Origin of the sequence: Akkermansia massiliensis (assembly GCF_023516715.1) — a bacterium.
Classification (GTDB): Bacteria; Verrucomicrobiota; Verrucomicrobiia; order Verrucomicrobiales; family Akkermansiaceae; genus Akkermansia; species Akkermansia massiliensis.
In genome coordinates this window covers 644,289-662,174 of the sequence record NZ_JAMGSI010000002.1, presented here as the reverse complement: position 1 = coordinate 662,174, position 17,886 = coordinate 644,289, and the positions used below count along the sequence as shown (strand labels likewise).

The window sequence follows — 17,886 nt, the reverse complement described above, 5'->3', positions numbered from 1 at the left end:
CCCCGCCTCTGTTCAGGAACAGGAAACGCTGTCCCCCGTTTCAAGGGAGCAGCACTGCGCGAACTGGGCGCGGGACTCTTCCAGGGTAATCGGCTTCTTGTCCGCCCCCAGGGCCACGTAAACCAGCTCCGCCTCCGTAATCTTGGCAATATTATTGCAGAGCTTCGTCAGGCGTTCCGCGTACACCTCCACCTTTACGGTGACGGAGGTGCGCCCCACCTTGATAATCTCCGTATAAAAGGAAACCACATCGCCCACCAGCACGGGAGCTTCAAACGTCAGGCTGCTGACTGCACGCGTCACGATGTAGCGGCTCAACGCATAACGCATGGCCGTATTGGCTCCCGCCAGGTCCACCTGGCTCATCACCCAGCCGCCGAACACTTCCCCGCTCTGATTGGTGTCCGCAGGCATCGGTTCCACGCGCAGGGCGGGAATGCGTCCCTCCGGAAGCTGGGTATGGTGGTATGTATTTTCCATAAATAAGAACAATTATAAATTAACGGGCTCATGCTCATCTATCCCGGCCCTCTTGTAAAGAGCAAAACGCGGAAACGGAAGGCGGACAGCCCCGGAGGATTCCTCCAAGAAAGGGGAATACGTTTTCGCAGGACAATAAAGTATTGACGATAGATGTGTTATCAGTTTAAAAGGAACCATGCGGATTCCTCCTTCCCCGCCCATTGCCCTCGTCTCCCTTTCCCTGCTGGCCGTGCCGGTTTCCATGGCTGATACAACAGACTCCGGAACCTCCCCTTCCATTCAAAATGAGGGAAAAGAAAAAAAGGCGCCTCAATTCAAACTCACGCTGAGGGAATATACCCATCCCGGCGGAGAAGCTACCTGCGTGTTACGGGACAGTTCCTTCCCTTATCCCAAAGATTACATGCTGCAGGATTACCTGGCGGCCCTGGAGCAATTCCTGGAAGAACAGCAGGCCAGGGGAATGCCGCTGGAAAAAATCACTTGCTTTTCCACGCCTTCCCTGGGACGGGCAAAGGACGTCCAGGAAAAATTCAAGCAGCTGGCGAGGGAGGGGAAAAGCCGTGTCTCCAAAAAGGACGGCCATTACATGAGCGTCTGCGTGAGGCTGGTACGGGAGGAAAAACTGCTCGCCCCCTACAGGGAAACCTTCAAGCGCTTCGGATTGGAGGTGGACGACACCCTTTTTGGAGAATCCAAAATGGCAAGGGCTCCCTTGGACGTGCCGGGAAGAAAAACCCCCGTCTATTATTTTACGGGAGGGATGGTGAACCTGAAGCTGGCTCCCCTGAAACCGCTGGAACAAAAGGCTCCATAAAAAATAAAAATGCGCCGGGACAAGCCGCTTTTACACCGGACGGTTGAATTTGTGCGTCTTATCCCGGCCTTTTTTACAATGGCCCGCAAGGACGGTTGTCCATTCCTTATGGACCGCGACCATGAACCCAAAATGAAAAAAGTGGACGGGGAGGAACATCCCGCTTCCGACTTCGCCTATGTTCCCGACCCGGAAAAGCCCTCCACCTGGAAACTGCCGATTTTCAACATGCATCATGTAGGGGGCGCCCTGGCCGCCATGACCAGTGACTACCGCGGCAATCCCGTGGAAATCCCGGAAGGAGACCGCCACGCCGTCATGAAAAAAATCCTGGCCCGGAAAGCGGAGCTGGAACAGGAAAAAAGCTGACTCCGGCTTCTTGCATTCCTTTTTTCTTGCGCCTGGAAACAAGCCGGGAAAGATGGCTTTCTCCCCCGGCTCCCTTGATTCTTTGCCATCCGGCAGGGTAAAACCTGCCGGACTTTTTTTGTTCCGCCGCCTGCTGCGCGCCGCGGGAAGCTCCGCAATTGTCCCCCCCACTTATAAAAGAGGCAGACCTTCACCTCTTTTCTCCCCTTTATCCATGTAATGGCATGGCCTTCCACCGCCGCCTGTGATAGAATCCCTCCACCCCTTATTCCGGGAAAACGGGAACGGCGCGGCGTTCAGCCGCCTTTTCCCGGACAACGGCTGCCGAATTTCCCGCAAAGGCGGAATACCCGGAACGCCATTCCTTCCTCTTTAAACGCCATGACCGGAGAAAAAGTGAAAAAATGCCTTTGGCTCTTCTGGATCAACCTCTTTATCGGGGCATTCACGTTCGGGGGCGGCTACATTGTCGTGCCGATGATCAATAAATACTTTGTCTGGAAAAAACGGCTGTTTTCCAAAGAGGAGCTTCTCTCCATGGCCGCCATCGCGCAATCCACGCCCGGAGCCATTGCCGTCAACCTCTCCGCGCTGGCGGGGCACCGCACCGCAGGCATGGCCGGAGTCATTTGCAGCTGCCTGGGCGCCATCATCCCGCCGCTGGTCATTCTTTCCATCATCACCGTCTGGTATGACGCCTTCAGTTCCAATCCCGCCGTGGAAGCGGTCCTCCGGGGAATGCAGGCAGGCGTGGCGGCCCTCATTGTGGACATAGTCGTGGACATGTGGCAGATGATCCTGCGCAGAAAATCCGCCCTGCTGAACGCGCTGGTTCCGGGCGCGTTCCTCGCCAGCTTCGCCTTTCACGCCAACATCGCCGCCATTCTGGCCGTGTGCTGCCTCCTGAGCCTGTGGCACGTCCGGAAAACGCTGGGAAGGAGGGCCGGATGACTCAGGCATTATGGCAGCTTTTCAGCGTCTTTCTCCAGATCGGAGCGTTCAGCATCGGAGGCGGCTACGCCGTCATCCCGATGATCCGGGACCAGGTGGTCATTCACCAGGGCTGGATTACCCAGAAGGTTTTTACCGATATCATCACGATTTCCCAGATGACGCCAGGCCCTCTGGCCATCAACACCTCTACCTTCGTCGGGCTGCAAATCGCCGGCATTCCCGGCGCCGTGGCGGCCACCCTGGGCTGCATCATTCCCGGCGTGGCGGCGGCGCTGCTGCTGCACCTTTTCTTCCAAAGGCATAAAAAATCCGCTTATGTTTCCGGGGTGCTGGAAGGGCTGAAAGCGGCTTCCGTGGGCCTGATCATGTCCGCGGGCGGCACCATCCTGCTGCTGACCTTCTGCGGCACCTTTGACTGGCACGCCATCGCGGAAGTGGACTTCCCGAGCATTCTCCTGTTCGGCGCGGCCCTGTTCGTCCTGCGGAAATGGAAAATGAACCCCATCCTGCTGATGACCCTGACGGGAGTGGCCGGATACTTCATTTACGGACTGTCCTGAAATCCGGCGCGGACGCGCTGAAAAACGGAGGAAGGTTCCCGCCCTCCCTCGGCGCAAATAGGATGAAAGGATCAAATCATTTGATCATCAAGCGGGTTAATCAGCACAATATAGCGGCTTTTCCCGAAAACGGATTGGAGAAATTCAACAGGATTCAAGGAAGACCAGTGAATGAACGGCTCTATCAGGATCAATGGAAATAACATTCAGAATAATCCTATATAAGTGAATATCAATGACATGCTGAAATAAAAGCATGTCTTCCCTTGAACAGGCCATCCAAATCCCGGTCATCACGGATAGGAAATGCGGAACACCGGAGAAAGGGACGCAGCCAGCTATCTTACGCATGGCGGGCGGCGCCTTCCTTCTCCCGGCAGTTTCACGCCAAAACATGACTGATGAAAAAATGAGTACTAAAGACATTCACGAAATGCAGGACCCGCGCGACGAATTCCGCCAGGAAGGGTATGAAAAACAGCAGCAGAAAGCTCCCGGGCTCCAGTCCGAAATGGAACCCGTGCCGGACGCCGGAGAACAAAGCTATCATGGCTGCGGCAAGCTCCGTGGACGGAAGGCCCTGGTCACGGGGGGAGATTCAGGCATAGGCCGTGCGGCCGCCATTGCGTATGCACGCGAAGGAGCCGACGTAGCCCTGAACTACCTTCCCGAAGAACAGAGCGATGCCGAGGAAGTGGCGGAGCTCATCAGGAAGGAAGGGCGGAACGCCGTTCTGCTGCCGGGCGACCTCAGCGATGAAGCCTTCTGTCAAAAACTCGTCAGGGACGCTCTGGAAAAACTTGGCGGCCTGGACATTCTGGCCCTGGTGGCCGGCAAGCAGGTAGCGGTGGAGGACATTCAGGACATTACCACGGAGCAATTGACTAAGACATTTGAAGTGAATGTTTTCTCCCTGTTCTGGATTGCCAAGGAAGCCCTTCCGCACCTCAAGCCGGGAGCGAGCATCATCACGTGTTCTTCCATCCAGGCCTACCAGCCCGGCAAGAACCTGGTGGACTATGCCTCCACGAAAGCGGCCATCATCGCCTTCAGCCGCGCCCTGGCCAAGCAGGTAGCCTCCAAGGGCATCCGGGTGAACGTGGTAGCTCCCGGCCCCATCTGGACGGCTCTGCAAGTGACCGGAGGCCAGTTGCAGAAGGACCTGCCGGAATTCGGGCAGAAAACGCCCCTCAAGCGGGCCGGACAGCCCGTGGAGCTCTCCGGCCTGTACGTCTTCCTCGCCTCCCAGGAATCCAGCTTCATCACTGCGGAAGTCTTCGGCGTCACCGGCGGCATGCATCTGGCCTGATACGGAAATCCGCGGCCCGGGAAAAGGCTTCATGCTGCCTGCCCGGCAAACCCGGAACCATGGCCCGTTCCCTTTCCGGACTCCCGGAAAGGGAAACTTTTGCCGCCTTCATCCCTCCGCGGAAGCATGAACTCCATTCATCCGTCAGGCAAACCCCAGCAGGCGCGCCGTTCCCGCCACCAGAAGGCACATCACGACGCCGCAGGCCGTCGGAATGGCGAAGGCAAGAACAGCCCACTTCCATTTGCCCGTCTCCTTGCGGACGGTGAGAAGAGCCGTTGAACACGGCCAGTGCATCAGGGAAAACAGCATGGTGCACAACGCCGTCACCCAGGTCCAACCGTTATTGGTCAGGAGGGACTTCAGCTCGTTCATATCGTCCATGTCCATCATGTTGTCGGAAGCCAGGTAACCCATGATGATGAGGGGGAAAACGATTTCATTGGCCGGAATGCCGAGGATGAACGCCATCAGGATCACGCCGTCCAGACCCATCAGCCGCCCGGCGGGGTCCAGCCACTGCGTGCCGTGGACAAGCAGGCTGGAGTCTCCAACGCGGATATTCGCCATCAGCCAGATGACGATTCCCGCCGGAGCCGCCACCATTACCGCGCGCCACAGGACCGCCAGGGTTCTGTCCAGAAAGGAGCGGACGATCACGCGGCCGATCTGGGGCTTGCGGTAGGGGGGCAGTTCCAGGGTAAAGGAAGACGGAGTTCCCTTGAGAATCGTATGGGACAGGAGGGCCGTTATCGCAAACGTCATTCCCACGCCCAACCCGATCAGCAGCACCAGGCCCGCCACGGAAGCCAGCGGCTGCAACCCGGACGCCACCGTCCCCGCAAAAAACATGGTCATGAGGGCAATCAGCGTCGGGAACCTGCCGTTGCAGGGGACGAAATTATTCGTCAAAATGGCTACGAGCCGTTCCCGGGGGGAATCGATAATCCGGCATCCGGTGATGCCCGCGGCATTGCAGCCGAACCCCATGCACATGGTCAGCGCCTGCTTGCCGCAGCCGCAGCACTTCTGGAACACCTTGTCCATGTTGAACGCCACGCGGGGCAGATAACCGGAATCCTCCAGCAGCGTGAAGAGGGGGAAAAAGATGGCCATGGGCGGCAGCATGACGGACACGACCCACGCCACCACGCGGTAAACGCCCAGCACCAGCACGCCGTGCAGCCATTCCGGAGCATGCGCCAGGCGGAACAGGTCCGTCAGCGCCTCCTGGCCTTTTCCAAGCAGGTCGGCCAGCCATTGGGAAGGATAATTCGCCCCCACGATGGTGATCCAGAAAATCAGCACCATCAGGGCGAACATCAGGGGATAAGCCGTCCACCGCCCCATCAGCACCTTGTCGATGCGCCTGTCGCGCCCCAGCCCCCCTCCGTCCGGCAAAGCGACCACTCCCCTGCACAGGCGTTCCGCCTGTTCCACGAATACCGCCGCCACGCGGTCGCCAAAAGAACTGCCTGAAGAACCGGCCTCCGCGGCGGCGGCCTCACGGAGAATCTCCTGCACCTCCTTCTCCTCTCTCAAACCGGTTCCCGCGTACTGCTCCAGAAGCCGCAACGTTCCCTCGTCCCCTTCCAGCAGCTTGACGGCTGCCCAGCGGGGCGACAAACCGCGCCACGGAAGACGCCCGGCCAACATTTCCAAACGCGCCAGCCACGGTTCCACGTGCTCCCCATAGGGCAGCCGGAGGGGGGGCCGCCTCTCTCCGGACCACGCCATCCGCTGCACCGTATCAGCCAGAACGTCCAGGCCTTCACCTTTCGCCGCCGATGCCGGAACCACGGGAACTCCCAGGCGTTTTTCCAAAAGCGGGCAGTCGATGCGGATGCCCTTCCGCCGGGCCTCATCCATTAAATTGACGCAGACCACTACATTTCCCGTCGTTTCCATCACCTGGAGGGCCAGGTTCAAATCCCGTTCCAGATTGGTGGCGGAACAGACGACAATGACGGCATCCGCGTCACCGAAACAAATGAAATCCCGTGCCGCCTCTTCATCCGAAGAACAGGCCAGCAGGGAATACGTGCCCGGCGTATCCACCAAAAGGTACTCCCGGGGACCGCGCCCCACAATGCCTTCCGCGCGGACGACCGTCTTGCCGGGCCAGTTCCCGGTATGCTGCCTCAGCCCCGTCAGCGCATTGAACACCGTGCTCTTTCCCACGTTGGGAGCGCCCGCCAGGGCCACGATGGGCATGCGTTCTTCCGCCGCGCCGGAAGATCCGCCCTTCTCCGTTCCGCTGTCCAGCCTCACCCGTTCTCCTTCCATGGCTGATTTCACGCGGACTTAACGGTAATCATTTCCAGATCGGAAGACCTGAACGCCATGACCGTTCCGCGCACAAGAAAAGCGACGGGGTCTCCGAACGGCCCCCGTTCCAGGCATTCCACCCGGGTGCCGGGAATCATGCCTATATCCATCAACCGCCGTCTCAAACGGCCTTCCATCCCGAGAGACTCAATCCTGGCGGTCTCCCCTTCAGGCAACTGGTTCAATGTCATTGTTAGTTTTCTCCTTTCCATTAATTGTTCATGCAGAAACTTCCACGAGGATGGCGTCAGCGGCGGCGGCAGGCAATTCCAGCCGCTGTCCTTCTTCCGCCTTCACCAGAAACGCTCCGCTGTGCGCTTCCGCCTCCATCAGGGCTACCGTTTCATGAAGATGAATGCCCAGGGAGGTGAGAAGCTCCAGCAGCTCTTTCGATTCGGGAACGCGCCTGATTACGGCCGGAATCCCTGCCGGGATGTCGGACAGGCGGGAAAGCGGCCCTTCCGGCAGCGGCCCGTCCTCCCTCCCCGGAATCCTCCTTCCGTGGGGGCACATCTCCGGATAACCGAGAAAACGGTCCAGTTTTTCCATCAAGCGGGGGGAAGCCGCATGTTCCAGCTTCTCCGCCTCTTCATGAACGTCCCCCCACGAATACCCGAGATGTTCCACCAGGAAAACCTCCCACAGCCGGTGAATGCGCACCAGCTGCATGGCGGCTTCCTCTCCCTTCCGCGTCAGGCGGATGGAGCGTCTTTCCATGCTCTCCACCAGGCCTTCCTTCTCCATCTTCCGGATAATCTCGCTGACGGAAGCGGCAGAAACGCCCAGATAATCAGCAATATGCCTGTTGCCGACCCTCTCCCTGCTCCGCTGGAGCTCGGCGATCGCTTTCAAATAATCTTCACGGCTGCTGGTCATGGCTCTGATGATCTCCTTCGTTATAAGGTATACCTAACAAAATGATATTTCGCTCAAACAAAAAAGCCTCTCCCGTGTCAGCAGAGCCATTTTTTTCCATTACGCAAACGGCAGGGAACGGCTTTGAAAAGGAATTAGGCGCATTCCTTCATTTCCCGGTTGTCCCCGCAGAAAGTTCCTGCTTGAATAAGGCATGTCCTTCGGCGGCACTGCTCTGTCTTTTCTTCTTTTAACGGCCCTGCTCCTTCCCACGGCGCATGGCGGCCCGCTGGATGCTCCCGTCATCACCCTTGGAGAGAAAAAAAGCCTGTTCGGAGAAAAGGCGCAGGCTAATGAATACGTCAGCTATGCCCTCTACTACTGGCCTGACCCCGCCAATCCGGAAGGCCCCTACAAGCCCATTGACGGCAAAAAGAACCAACGGCTCCGCAGCATGGACGACAGCGGCAAGATGGCCGCTTTTATCGGTACGGTTTGCAGCCTGGGACGCCAGTACGAACTCAACAGGGACCCGCGAGCCGCTTCTCGTGCCGGGGAATGGCTGAGAGCCTGGTTCATTGCTCCGGCAACCCGCATGCAGCCCCACCTGAAATACGCCCAGATCCGCCCCGGACACCGGACGGAAGGCGACGGAGGCGGCATCATAGACCTTTACCGCATGCCCGATTTTCTGGATGCCCTGGCGGCGTTGAAACGCTCCGGGGCCTTGACAAAAGAGGAATGGAAGCGGGTGGACGCGTGGCTGAACCAGTACTACGCATGGCTGGCCACCAGCAGGCAGGGCAGGCATGCGCATACGCGCAGCAACAACCATTACCTGTTCTATGTGGCGCAATGCGCCCATCTGGCTCACTTTCTGGGCCGCGACAACGAAGCGCGCCAATGGCTGGCGGAAGCCTTCGCCAACATGGACCGCCACATTGCCCCCGACGGTTCCCAGCCGGAAGAACTCAAGCGGGCGGAACCATGGCAATACAGTGTTTACACCCTTCAGGCCTGGGGCTACCTCGTGCAAATTGCGGAACGCATGGGAGATAAAAACTACCGTTACCGGAAAACGGCCGCCGGGGCTTCCATCCAGAAAGCTGCGGACTATCTCCTGCCGTTCCGTACCCATCCGGAAGCGTGGCCCTGGAAAGGCTCCAGGGCAGGAACCCCGCTTCCCGCCATCTTTGAACCGTCCCGGCCGGATAAGGAAAAACAGGACCGCCCTTGAACAACGGCAGCTATTAAAATTGCCTTTGATTCATTGGAAAACCCCTTGTTCGGCAGCATCACGGCACCCGGAAAGAGACGTTTTCCCGGGAAACCTGTTCAGTAAGGAACATTCCGGCGGCATCTTCCCTTCTCTTCGCGGCTTTCCATTCCCACGGCGGGATGGGATTCGGCTCCGCCCAAAGGCCTTTTTTGGACTTCCTGGCCTCCGCTTCAAGGGAAGCGAGTTTCCGGCTGGCGGAAAAATTTTTATAGATCCACGCCCATCCATCCTTCACCAACTCCTCATTGACGAACACCTTTCCATACCAGACTTCCCCCAAAATACGGCCGTACCTGTCATGCTGGCTGTACTTGACTGTAACCGTCTCTCCCCAAATCAGCTTTTCCAGATACTCCTTGGCTCCTTCATACCCGTTTTGCCCCCTTTCCGGCGTATCAATTCCTTCAAGCCGTATCCGGTAGGTCCGCTTCTGTTCGGGCGTTTTTTCCAGGAGAGTAATGGTATCGCCGTCAATCACGTTAATCACAACTCCCCTGATACTTTCACCAAAAGCCATGCAAGAGCTCATCAGGAAAACCAGTAGCCATCTCATAAAAAAATGATATAATTCAAAAAATTGCAACAAGCAATCATTCTTTGGAGAAAGTCTTTCCCGCACCGGCCGGTCGGCCGCAAATGAAAACAAACATCCATGGCAGCACCGTTGGAACATGAGGTTCCAGAACGTTCATTGCGCTTCCCGGCACACCACACCGCAATCCCTGAACCTATTCCGAACCTGGCCGGAGCATTGATAGGCCAGACTGCATCACTGCTCCGCGCGGAAAAGCCTGCATTCCGCTGCCGGCTTAAGGATAACAGGAAGTTTCATGCAGTTACCCATGAAACCGCTTGCGAAAACCGCGCGTCCAGCATGGAACCGGATGCCCAGCGGCATTCAGCAGGATGAAACACGGAACCCTGTTCACTTCTTCAATTCCTCGGCAATTCTGCCGAGGTTCTTTTCCGTTGCCTTCCTCAACTTTTCCTGCTGTTTCCAGTTCCAGGCTGTTCTTTCGGATACTCCGGCCTGTTCCGCCAGCCAGCGCACGGCGCCGCTCGTGTCACAGCCCGTTTTCTTCTGGATGACTTCCAGCAGTTGAGTGACATATTTGTTCATGGTTTCCCGGGTTGACGTTATTTCGATTCCCACGCCCGGCTGAATTCGCCGTCCCGGAACAGGGCCGCAATGCCGCTGAGCTGCTTGAGGCGCAACAATTCCTCCGCATCCATGCCGAGGTTTTTGAGTATCCACGCATCCGACATGCCCGCTTCCGTCAGTTCCTGGATAATGCTGGTCATCAGTCCGATATTGTGAGACCCGCGGGCACGGTTGTGCCTGATGGTGGAGGCCATGCGGTTTCCAAGAGGCTTGTCGATAACGGCCACCGGCATCATGCCATCCTCCCGTTCGTAGATGTCGCGGTAAGTTTTCATGATCTGGCAGCGGTGGAAGCCGTCAACGATTTCATAGGTGCCGTCCTCCAGTTGATAGCAGACAATCGGCATCGTGTAGCCGTCCTCCTTGATGCTCTGGTAGAGCAGCTTCATTTCAGGCGGCGCCACACTGTTCGGGTTATAGGCATTGGAGCGGATTTGGTCCAGCGGAACACGCCGGATTTGATAAACGGGGGATTGATAGGGGGGGTTCATGAAATGTTGCGGTATTTGTTGACGGCGGCACGGCGCCGGGCAATCGCTCCCTTGGTTGGACTGAATCCGGCATATCTGCAGAAATAGTCATTTTTCATGATGCAGATGCACATGCGCTTGTAAGAGGGCACCTGCCGGAAATTGCTGACGGGCATGTCGTCGGGATAACCCATGAATTGAACGATATCGCGTCCATCGTAGCGACCCGATTTTCCCGTCACGGCAGCCAGCGGGTAGGCCGCCAGCACTTCATCGGCGGTTCCGGGATCGACGGTTCCCCCCTGCATCCAGTACCTTTTGGATTTTTCCAGGATGTTGTTGTAGTGGGCCGCCGTCCTCGCATCCATCGTGGAAAGCAGGAATTCATAATACGATTTCCAGGTATGGCCGGGCGGCAGCTTGATGGTTTTCCAGCCCATGGCCGTCGTGCCTCCGTACAGGCCCGTAAAATTGACGCCGTTGACCCGGCCGATCATGCGCGCCCAGTTGGAGGGATCGATCACTTTGTAGAGCTTCAGGCTTTCCTGGGCACAGTCGTTGAACGGGCTTGCCACCCGCATCTGCCCGGCAGTAAGGCCCGCCTGGTACAAGAGGTCATAGAGACGGTTGTAGTCAAAACCAAAGCGGGCGGTGGCCGTCCAAATATCGCTGACGCGCCAGTCATAGAGAGGGTAAACGTTGGCCGTCACGGCACTGGTCTGCGTAATCCACTTCCTGCCCTCGTAGGATCTCCTTTTTTTGCCGCGTGCCACGGCCGCGTACCTGTTGAGGCTTTCATCCGCCCGCAGCCCCACCATGACAGCGGTGGTGCCGCGCTTTTTGGCAAAATGGCGCGAGAGCTTGTCCTGGAATTCGTAGTCCACCATGCCGTGCCGGAACGGAACGTCCAGATTCCCTTCGTGAACCACATAGGGATTTTCCGGCATGGCCCGCACCCACAGTTTTTTTTTGGCGGCGTCCCACGGCGTCCAGTAAGGTTCCCCCAGGGCGCATGCCGACTGGGCCTTAATCGGCACGCAGTACCACATTTTACGGATGCCCGGGAACTGTTCCAGGAACGTCCGGGTCACATACTCGGTCGTCATCTGGTACTGGGCCTCATAATCAAGGTGGTACATGGTCAGCTTGTCCAGCAGACCGTGTTCGTCGGCGTAATTGTAGCACAGATTGAGCAGGACGCCGCTGTCCTTGCCGCCCGAGAAGGCCACCAGAACATTGTCAAACTCCTGGAAGCAATAGGCTATGCGCTCCAGGGCCGCTTCATAGACGTTTTTGTCCAGGTAGGTTTTCACAATTCTTCCAGAGCCTTTCTTCCGTCACCCATCGTCAATTCCCTGCCGGGCGGAAATACGCCGGCACGGATACTATTGACGGAGGCCATGTATTTTTCCTGAAGTTCTTTTAGTGGCTTGCAGTCGATAGGGATATCCCATGCTTTTCCAAACAGGGCTGCAACGCCTTTATGCCCGCATAAGTAAATAACATCATGTTTTTCCATGTTTTAAAATACGCAGTAGGTGATTGTTCGCTGTTTTCCTGCAACAACGCCAACCTACTCAATTATTATAGCAGGTCAATGCTTTTACTGCAATTATTTCAGTAATTTTATTTCAATTCGCCTTCTTCTCAAAATACCTATGCTTTTTAGCGAGTAACGCCATTCCCGACGTTCCGCGCCCATGACGGCATGGCCGCCTTCTCTTTTCCGGAGCGTCCGCATCATTTTCAGCATCAATGTTCCGCTATGGGAATCACGGCCCTGAGCCTGGGGATGCAGGAGCAATTACATCCTTGGGCGTCACGTTGAATGGACAAATTCTGCGATGACGGCGTTATGCCCGGTCTCTCGTCACGAACGTTTTTCCCAAGCGCCATCCTGCGTCCGCATTTTTCAGATTGGCGAGGCAGCCTGCTGTTCCCTATTGAAGGAAAGATATCTGGCCTTTCTTTTTCAAAAGCCAGGAAGCCTGGCGGAATACGGCTCTGCCAGTCACGCTTTGAGCAAGTTGCCAGGTTCGCCTTCAGCGTTTCATGATGCCCTCCGGCACACCAATTTCATGCCAAGACGGAATCAAAATCATGCTTCACTATGATTCACGGCCGATTTCGCATGAATTCCGCCTTTTTCACCCTGAACCGGGCAAAAAACAACCCTCACAAGCAGTTGCACTTGTGAGGGTTAGAAAATTAATGGCTCCCCCGGTTGGGCTCGAACCAACGACCTAGTGATTAACAGTCACCCGCTCTACCGCTGAGCTACAGGGGAGTTTGCGTTCCATGGAGCGCGGAGGGATTTTTACTGGAGGCACAGGCGTTTGGCAAGTACTTTTTTGTTTCTGTAGGCTTTTTGACGCAAAAAGGCTTCCGCGGCGTGGGCATGCCAACGGTGTTTCTTGACCTTTGAGGGGAGAATGCCCAGACTTTCAGCGACATGAGTGAACATCACCATCATATTGCTGTTCTGGCCGGCGACGGCATCGGGCCCGAGGTCATGGCGGAGGCCCTGAAGGTTCTGGACGCCGTAAGTTCCAAGTTTGGATTTACCGTGAGCCGCAAGGAGGCTTTTGTGGGCGGCGCGGGCATCGACCATTGCGGCAAGGCCCTTCCGGAAGAGACCATCCGAGCCTGTGAAGAGGCGGACGCCGTCCTGTTCGGCTCCGTAGGCGGCCCCAAGTGGGAGCACCTTCCCGCCAATGAACAGCCGGAGCGCGGCGCCCTGCTGCCGCTGAGAAAGCATTTCGGCCTGTACGCCAATCTGCGCCCGGGCGTATGCCTGCCTGCCCTGACCCACGCCTCTCCCATCAAGAATGAATTGATCGAAGGCGGTTTTGACATTTTATGCGTCCGGGAACTGACCGGCGGCCTGTACTTCGGCCAGCCCCGTTTCCGCGAACAGGAGGGGGACGACGAAGTCGTCGTGGATACCATGCGCTACCACAAGAGCGAGATGGTGCGCATCGCCAAAGTGGCGTTCGAGGCCGCGCGAGGGCGCCGCAAGCGCGTCACCAGCGTGGACAAGGCCAACGTGCTGACCAATTCCCTGCTGTGGCGCGAGACGATGATTGAGGTTTCCAGGGATTATCCGGACGTGGAACTGCTCCACATGTACGTGGACAATGCCGCCATGCAGCTGGTGCGCAATCCCCGCCAGTTTGACGTGCTGGTGACGGAGAACCTGTTCGGGGACATTCTTTCCGACGAGATGGCCATGATCTGCGGCTCCCTGGGCATGCTGCCCAGCGCCAGCCTGTGCCAGGGCAATGAGGACAACGGCCTGTTTTTCGGCCTCTACGAGCCTTCCGGCGGCTCCGCCCCGGACATCGCCGGCAAGGGCATTGCCAATCCGATCGCCCAGATTCTTTCCCTCTCCATGCTGCTGCGCTATTCCCTCGGGGAAAAGGACGCGGCAGACGCCATTGACGCCGCCGTGCGCCGCGTGATTGAACAGGGCTACCGCACGCGAGACCTGGCTACGGGCGCCTCCGGAGAAATCCGCGTGAATACCGCGGAAATGGGGGATACCATTATTGCGGCCCTTTAAGGGGGCGTTTTCCCGCTCCGCAGGCGCATTCCACCGTCTGCGGGGCTGTCACCTCCGGAAGCGGGGGGAGGCACTTCCTCTGTTCTTCCATTTATTCCCGGGCTTTTCCGGTTCTTCATTCAACGATCATGAACGTTCTTATCATCGGCCAGGGAATCGCCGGAAGCTGCCTGGCATGGGAATTGAAACGCCGCGGCACGGATTTCACCATCACAGACCGCCCTATTGCGGAAACAGCTTCCCGTGTGGCCGCCGGGCTGGTGAATCCCCTGACGGGCCGGGCCTTCCGCCCCGGCTGGCGGCAGGAGGAATGCCTGTCCGCAGCGGAGGCCTTTTATCCGGAGACGGAACGGGAACTGGGCGGCTCCTGGTGGCAGAAGACCCCTATTTTCCGGGAACTGGAAACGGAGGACCAACTGGAAGTCTGGCAGGAACGCCAGACGGCCCCGGAGTCCTGCGCCTATGCGGGCCCCCTTTTCCCATGGCCTGAACACTGGGAAGGCCGCGGAAAAGCCGCCTATACGCGCGGCTCCGCCGTGCTGCACGTGGAGGACATGGTCAACGCCATGCGGAAGTTTTTCACGAAACAGGGCCGTTTTGTGGAAGCGGACGTGTCCCCCGCGGATATCCGTCCGGATGAAAACGGCCTTTTCCATTGGAACGGGCAGAAGTTTTCCCATATAGCCTGGTGCACCGGCTGGGAGGCCGGATGCCACCCGGACATGGCTCCCTTGAAGGGACGCCCTTCCAAGGGCACTATTCTGGACCTGGACCTGAAGGAGCTGGACTGGCACGCCGGCATCCTGCATTTCGGCCACTGGCTGGTTCACAACGGTTCTTTCTGGCGCTTCGGCGCCACTTACGCGTGGGCGTGGGACGCTCCCGGCATTCCGGAAGCCCCCGCCGTCCAGGAATTGATGCTGGACCTCGTCAAACGCTATTCCGGGGAGACGGGCTTCCTCCGCGCCCGCGCCGCCGTGCGCCCCATCATCCGGCGCAGCCAGCCCGTCGCCGGGCCCATTCCCGGCCTGAACGGCCAGTTCGTCTTCTCCGGACTGGGCAGCAAGGGAGTGACCACTTCCCCGTGGGCCGCGGCCCAGCTGGCGGAACATCTTGTGCACGGGGCGGAACTGCCGCCGGACCTGCTTCCCGCCGCACTGTGGAAATAATGCGGCGCGGTTCCCGTACTTCCTTGAACGGGACAGCTATTTTCCTTGTCAAAACGCCCTGAACACGATTACATGCGGCCTTATATGCGAGCGGAGAACGAGAACTGGGGAGATACGGTACGGGAGCATTTGTTTGACCAGCGCGGCGCCGTGATGGTGCACTGGCTGATCCTGCTCAATGTGGTCGTCTTTATCCTCGGGTTTTTCTTCCAGGTGGATATTCCACGGGATATTTACCCGCCGGGCCGTCTGGACCTGATCCAGCTTTACGGGGCCTACAGTGAATACACGTGCTTTCATGAAGGGGAATTGTGGCGATTGTTCACCTACCAGTTCCTGCACGCCAATCTGGGGCACATCATGTTCAACATGATCGCCCTGTGGTTTTTCGGGCCGGTCGTGGAGGAACGCTTCGGCCATCTGCGCTTCCTGCTGTATTATCTCTTCTGCGGCGTGGCGGCGGCCCTGTTTTCCTCCCTGCTGGGGTACATGGGGTTCTTTGATCCGGAATGGCGCTTCATTCCCATGGTGGGGGCCTCCGGCTCCATTTATGGCATCATGGCCGCGTGTGCGGTGCTTTTTCCGCGCGCCCGGGTGCAGCTTCTGTTCCCTCCGGTCAATTTGAGCGTGCGCCAGTTCGCCCTGGCCGTCCTCGGCATCGCCTGCGCCGTCATTATTTTCCAGTGGAACAACGCGGGCGGGGAAGCCGGACACCTGGGCGGCATGTTCGCCGGGTTCATCCTGACATTGCTGATCCTGTGGAAGGAAAAACTGTCCTCTCCCAGGCGGCGGGTCGTTTCTTCCTCCCACCATTCCACCTCGCACTCCGCACGCCGCCCCGCCGGTAACCATCCCTCCGAAGAGGAGGTGGATGAAATCATGGAAAAAATATCCCGCTCCGGCCTGTCCAGCCTGACGGAAGAGGAACGGGAAGTTCTCCGGCGCGCCTCCCGCCGTTGAATTATTTGTTAGATATTCCCCGAATTTTTGTTATTTTTCTTTCTTTTTCATTATTTCCTCCTAGCATGGAGGAATGATGACGCGGCTGTATTCCTCCACCGTTCTGGGCGTGGATGGCGTAGAAGTGGAGGTGGAAGTGGATTTCCGCCCCATGGCGGAAAAACGCACCTTTATCGTGGGGCTGCCTGATGCGGCCGTGAAGGAGAGCGGGCAGCGCGTGGATACGGCCATCCAGAACAGCGGACTGCCCTTCCAGCAGGGCGTTTTCGTCGTCAATCTGGCTCCGGCGGATTTAAGGAAGCAGGGACCGGGGTTTGACCTCCCCATCGCCCTGGGAATGGTTGCCGGAGCGGCGGAAAGGGACATGGACGCTTCTTCCTGGTGCATCGTGGGGGAATTGGCCCTGGATGGCGCCGTACGCCCCGTGCAGGGCATTCTGCCGCAGATTATGGAGGCGCGGCGCATGGGCAGGAAGCGCATCATGCTGCCACGTGCTAACGCGCACGAAGGAACGCCCGTGCAGGGCGTGGAGATTTACCCCGTGGCTTCTTTGAAGGAGGCGTGGGCACTCCTTACCTCCTCCGTTCTGCCCCCTCCCTTCACGGCTTCCGGAAGAGAGGACCGGGAGGCCGAAGACAAGGAGGCTGCCGTTGACTTCGACGAGATCAAGGGGCAGCCCTATGCGCGCCGCGCCATGGAGATCGCGGCGGCAGGCGGCCATAACATCCTTCTCTGCGGTTCTCCGGGTTCGGGCAAGTCCATGCTGGCGCAGAGGCTCCCGACCATTCTCCCTCCGCTGAATCCGGAGGAAGCTCTGGAAACCAGTAAAATCCATTCCGTATGCGGACTGCTGAAACGGGGGAACGGCCTGGTGGCCCGGCGTCCGTTCCGGGCTCCGCACCATACCATTTCCGATGCCGGGCTGATGGGCGGAGGAGCGAATATCACGCCGGGGGAAGTGTCCCTGGCCCACAACGGCGTGCTCTTTCTGGACGAATTGCCGGAGTTCCGCCGCGCCGCGCTGGAAACTCTGCGGCAACCGCTGGAATCCGGCCAGGTGGTCATTTCCCGCGCTTCCGGCACCATGACGTTTCCGTGCCGCTTCATGCTGGCAGCCGCCATGAATCCGTGCCCCTGCGGCTATCTGGGCGACAGGAGAAGAACCTGCACCTGTCCCCCGGCGCAGGTCGCACGCTACCGCCGCAAGATTTCAGGACCGCTTCTGGACCGGTTCGACTTGCTGATGGAAGTTCCCGCCGTGGACCCCTCTATTCTGGCCTCCGCACCCGCCGGGGAATGTTCCGCCGGCATCAGGGAACGCGTGATGGCCGCCCGGCAGCTCCAGTGCAGCAGATATGCGGGCACTCCCTTCCGCAGCAATGCGGCACTTTCCGGAAAAGCGCTCCAGAGGCATTGCCGCCTGCTGCCGGAAAGCCGCGCCATCCTGCTCCGCGCCGTGGAAGAACTGGCCCTTTCCGCCAGAGCCTACGACCGCATTCTGAAGGTGGCCCGCACCATAGCGGATCTGGAGGGCAGCCCTGATATTCAGGATTCCCATTTGTATGAGGCCGTGCAGTACCGGGCCTTTGAACATTCTCTCCGGGAATGA

General features: G+C 58.2%; 19 protein-coding genes and 1 tRNA gene. 10 read left to right on the top strand and 10 right to left on the bottom strand.

Annotation, left to right across the window (positions count from 1 at the left end; translation table 11 throughout):
* Positions 1–12 precede the first annotated feature (12 nt).
* Positions 13–480, bottom strand: a complete 468-nt coding sequence (locus M8N44_RS10440) for an acyl-CoA thioesterase (protein ID WP_022396427.1) — start codon at positions 478–480, stop codon at positions 13–15.
* Between the two features lie 178 nt (positions 481–658).
* On the opposite strand from M8N44_RS10440, the gene M8N44_RS10435 reads away from it, so the two are divergent.
* From M8N44_RS10435 to M8N44_RS10415, 5 genes are all read left to right on the top strand, one after another.
* Positions 659–1,300 (top strand): hypothetical protein, encoded by a 642-nt coding sequence (locus tag M8N44_RS10435; RefSeq protein ID WP_102727901.1) that lies wholly within the window; start codon positions 659–661, stop codon positions 1,298–1,300.
* Between the two features lie 108 nt (positions 1,301–1,408).
* The gene (locus M8N44_RS10430; RefSeq protein ID WP_102749366.1) at positions 1,409–1,669 is read left to right on the top strand and encodes a hypothetical protein; all 261 of its coding nucleotides are present in this window, start codon (positions 1,409–1,411) and stop codon (positions 1,667–1,669) included.
* 381 nt (positions 1,670–2,050) lie between these two features.
* Positions 2,051–2,620, top strand: a complete 570-nt coding sequence (locus tag M8N44_RS10425) for a chromate transporter (RefSeq protein WP_102727899.1) — start codon at positions 2,051–2,053, stop codon at positions 2,618–2,620.
* Positions 2,617–3,183 carry a chromate transporter gene (locus M8N44_RS10420; RefSeq protein ID WP_102721622.1) on the top strand — a complete coding sequence of 189 codons (567 nt, stop codon included), beginning with the start codon at positions 2,617–2,619 and terminating at the stop codon, positions 3,181–3,183. Before M8N44_RS10425 ends, M8N44_RS10420 begins: the two co-directional genes overlap by 4 nt.
* A 409-nt stretch (positions 3,184–3,592) precedes the next feature.
* Positions 3,593–4,492 carry an SDR family oxidoreductase gene (locus M8N44_RS10415; protein WP_218957693.1) on the top strand — a complete coding sequence of 300 codons (900 nt, stop codon included), beginning with the start codon at positions 3,593–3,595 and terminating at the stop codon, positions 4,490–4,492.
* A 144-nt stretch (positions 4,493–4,636) separates the two neighbouring features.
* Here M8N44_RS10415 and feoB read toward each other — a convergent pair whose 3' ends face one another.
* The 3 genes from feoB to M8N44_RS10400 are packed head-to-tail and all read right to left on the bottom strand — an operon-like array spanning position 4,637 to position 7,696.
* The gene (feoB, locus tag M8N44_RS10410) at positions 4,637–6,778 is read right to left on the bottom strand and encodes a ferrous iron transport protein B (protein ID WP_102727898.1); all 2,142 of its coding nucleotides are present in this window, start codon (positions 6,776–6,778) and stop codon (positions 4,637–4,639) included.
* A gap of 8 nt (positions 6,779–6,786) precedes the next feature.
* A complete protein-coding gene (locus M8N44_RS10405) occupies positions 6,787–7,011 on the bottom strand; it encodes a FeoA family protein (protein ID WP_102721624.1) in 225 nt (74 codons plus the stop codon).
* A gap of 28 nt (positions 7,012–7,039) precedes the next feature.
* The gene (locus M8N44_RS10400; protein ID WP_022396434.1) at positions 7,040–7,696 is read right to left on the bottom strand and encodes a metal-dependent transcriptional regulator; all 657 of its coding nucleotides are present in this window, start codon (positions 7,694–7,696) and stop codon (positions 7,040–7,042) included.
* Positions 7,697–7,889: 193 nt separating this feature from the next.
* On the opposite strand from M8N44_RS10400, the gene M8N44_RS10395 reads away from it, so the two are divergent.
* Positions 7,890–8,912: an alginate lyase family protein gene (locus M8N44_RS10395; protein ID WP_102721625.1), complete on the top strand. Its 1,023-nt coding sequence runs from the start codon at positions 7,890–7,892 to the stop codon at positions 8,910–8,912.
* A 58-nt stretch (positions 8,913–8,970) separates the two neighbouring features.
* Here the strand turns inward: M8N44_RS10395 and M8N44_RS10390 are convergent, their stop codons facing one another.
* The 6 genes from M8N44_RS10390 to M8N44_RS10365 form a co-directional block, all read right to left on the bottom strand.
* A complete protein-coding gene (locus M8N44_RS10390) occupies positions 8,971–9,627 on the bottom strand; it encodes a thermonuclease family protein (RefSeq protein WP_102727897.1) in 657 nt (218 codons plus the stop codon).
* Between the two features lie 252 nt (positions 9,628–9,879).
* Positions 9,880–10,074, bottom strand: a complete 195-nt coding sequence (locus M8N44_RS10385; protein ID WP_022396437.1) for a hypothetical protein — start codon at positions 10,072–10,074, stop codon at positions 9,880–9,882.
* A 17-nt stretch (positions 10,075–10,091) separates the two neighbouring features.
* Complete coding sequence (locus M8N44_RS10380) at positions 10,092–10,607, bottom strand: IbrB-like domain-containing protein (RefSeq protein WP_022396438.1); 516 nt, start codon at positions 10,605–10,607, stop codon at positions 10,092–10,094.
* The gene (locus tag M8N44_RS10375) at positions 10,604–11,899 is read right to left on the bottom strand and encodes a phosphoadenosine phosphosulfate reductase (protein WP_102721628.1); all 1,296 of its coding nucleotides are present in this window, start codon (positions 11,897–11,899) and stop codon (positions 10,604–10,606) included. The genes M8N44_RS10380 and M8N44_RS10375 overlap by 4 nt, the downstream gene beginning before the upstream one ends.
* Positions 11,896–12,105: a hypothetical protein gene (locus tag M8N44_RS10370; protein WP_102721629.1), complete on the bottom strand. Its 210-nt coding sequence runs from the start codon at positions 12,103–12,105 to the stop codon at positions 11,896–11,898. Before M8N44_RS10370 ends, M8N44_RS10375 begins: the two co-directional genes overlap by 4 nt.
* Positions 12,106–12,798: 693 nt before the next feature.
* A tRNA-Asn gene (locus tag M8N44_RS10365) sits at positions 12,799–12,873 on the bottom strand.
* A gap of 165 nt (positions 12,874–13,038) precedes the next feature.
* On the opposite strand from M8N44_RS10365, the gene leuB reads away from it, so the two are divergent.
* The 4 genes from leuB (at position 13,039) to M8N44_RS10345 (ending at position 17,886) form a co-directional block, all read left to right on the top strand.
* On the top strand, positions 13,039–14,148 hold the full coding sequence (gene leuB, locus M8N44_RS10360; RefSeq protein ID WP_102727896.1) for a 3-isopropylmalate dehydrogenase: 1,110 nt from the start codon (positions 13,039–13,041) through the stop codon (positions 14,146–14,148).
* 128 nt (positions 14,149–14,276) lie between these two features.
* Positions 14,277–15,317: an NAD(P)/FAD-dependent oxidoreductase gene (locus tag M8N44_RS10355; protein WP_102727895.1), complete on the top strand. Its 1,041-nt coding sequence runs from the start codon at positions 14,277–14,279 to the stop codon at positions 15,315–15,317.
* 84 nt (positions 15,318–15,401) lie between these two features.
* On the top strand, positions 15,402–16,277 hold the full coding sequence (locus M8N44_RS10350; protein WP_022396097.1) for a rhomboid family intramembrane serine protease: 876 nt from the start codon (positions 15,402–15,404) through the stop codon (positions 16,275–16,277).
* A gap of 73 nt (positions 16,278–16,350) precedes the next feature.
* Entirely contained in the window at positions 16,351–17,886 is a 1,536-nt protein-coding gene (locus M8N44_RS10345) for a YifB family Mg chelatase-like AAA ATPase (protein ID WP_102727894.1), read from the top strand.

Bases quoted from the DNA above. Each gene is read 5' to 3' on its own strand.
- M8N44_RS10440 (WP_022396427.1), bottom strand. From the start codon at position 480: ATGGAAAATACATACCACCATACCCAGCTTCCGGAGGGACGCATTCCC.
- M8N44_RS10435 (WP_102727901.1), top strand. From the start codon at position 659: ATGCGGATTCCTCCTTCCCCGCCCATTGCCCTCGTCTCCCTTTCCCTG.
- M8N44_RS10430 (WP_102749366.1), top strand. From the start codon at position 1,409: ATGGACCGCGACCATGAACCCAAAATGAAAAAAGTGGACGGGGAGGAA.
- M8N44_RS10425 (WP_102727899.1), top strand. From the start codon at position 2,051: ATGACCGGAGAAAAAGTGAAAAAATGCCTTTGGCTCTTCTGGATCAAC.
- M8N44_RS10420 (WP_102721622.1), top strand. From the start codon at position 2,617: ATGACTCAGGCATTATGGCAGCTTTTCAGCGTCTTTCTCCAGATCGGA.
- M8N44_RS10415 (WP_218957693.1), top strand. From the start codon at position 3,593: ATGAGTACTAAAGACATTCACGAAATGCAGGACCCGCGCGACGAATTC.
- feoB (WP_102727898.1), bottom strand. From the start codon at position 6,778: ATGGAAGGAGAACGGGTGAGGCTGGACAGCGGAACGGAGAAGGGCGGA.
- M8N44_RS10405 (WP_102721624.1), bottom strand. From the start codon at position 7,011: ATGACATTGAACCAGTTGCCTGAAGGGGAGACCGCCAGGATTGAGTCT.
- M8N44_RS10400 (WP_022396434.1), bottom strand. From the start codon at position 7,696: ATGACCAGCAGCCGTGAAGATTATTTGAAAGCGATCGCCGAGCTCCAG.
- M8N44_RS10395 (WP_102721625.1), top strand. From the start codon at position 7,890: ATGTCCTTCGGCGGCACTGCTCTGTCTTTTCTTCTTTTAACGGCCCTG.
- M8N44_RS10390 (WP_102727897.1), bottom strand. From the start codon at position 9,627: ATGTTCCAACGGTGCTGCCATGGATGTTTGTTTTCATTTGCGGCCGAC.
- M8N44_RS10385 (WP_022396437.1), bottom strand. From the start codon at position 10,074: ATGAACAAATATGTCACTCAACTGCTGGAAGTCATCCAGAAGAAAACG.
- M8N44_RS10380 (WP_022396438.1), bottom strand. From the start codon at position 10,607: ATGAACCCCCCCTATCAATCCCCCGTTTATCAAATCCGGCGTGTTCCG.
- M8N44_RS10370 (WP_102721629.1), bottom strand. From the start codon at position 12,105: ATGGAAAAACATGATGTTATTTACTTATGCGGGCATAAAGGCGTTGCA.
- leuB (WP_102727896.1), top strand. From the start codon at position 13,039: ATGAGTGAACATCACCATCATATTGCTGTTCTGGCCGGCGACGGCATC.
- M8N44_RS10355 (WP_102727895.1), top strand. From the start codon at position 14,277: ATGAACGTTCTTATCATCGGCCAGGGAATCGCCGGAAGCTGCCTGGCA.
- M8N44_RS10350 (WP_022396097.1), top strand. From the start codon at position 15,402: ATGCGAGCGGAGAACGAGAACTGGGGAGATACGGTACGGGAGCATTTG.
- M8N44_RS10345 (WP_102727894.1), top strand. From the start codon at position 16,351: ATGATGACGCGGCTGTATTCCTCCACCGTTCTGGGCGTGGATGGCGTA.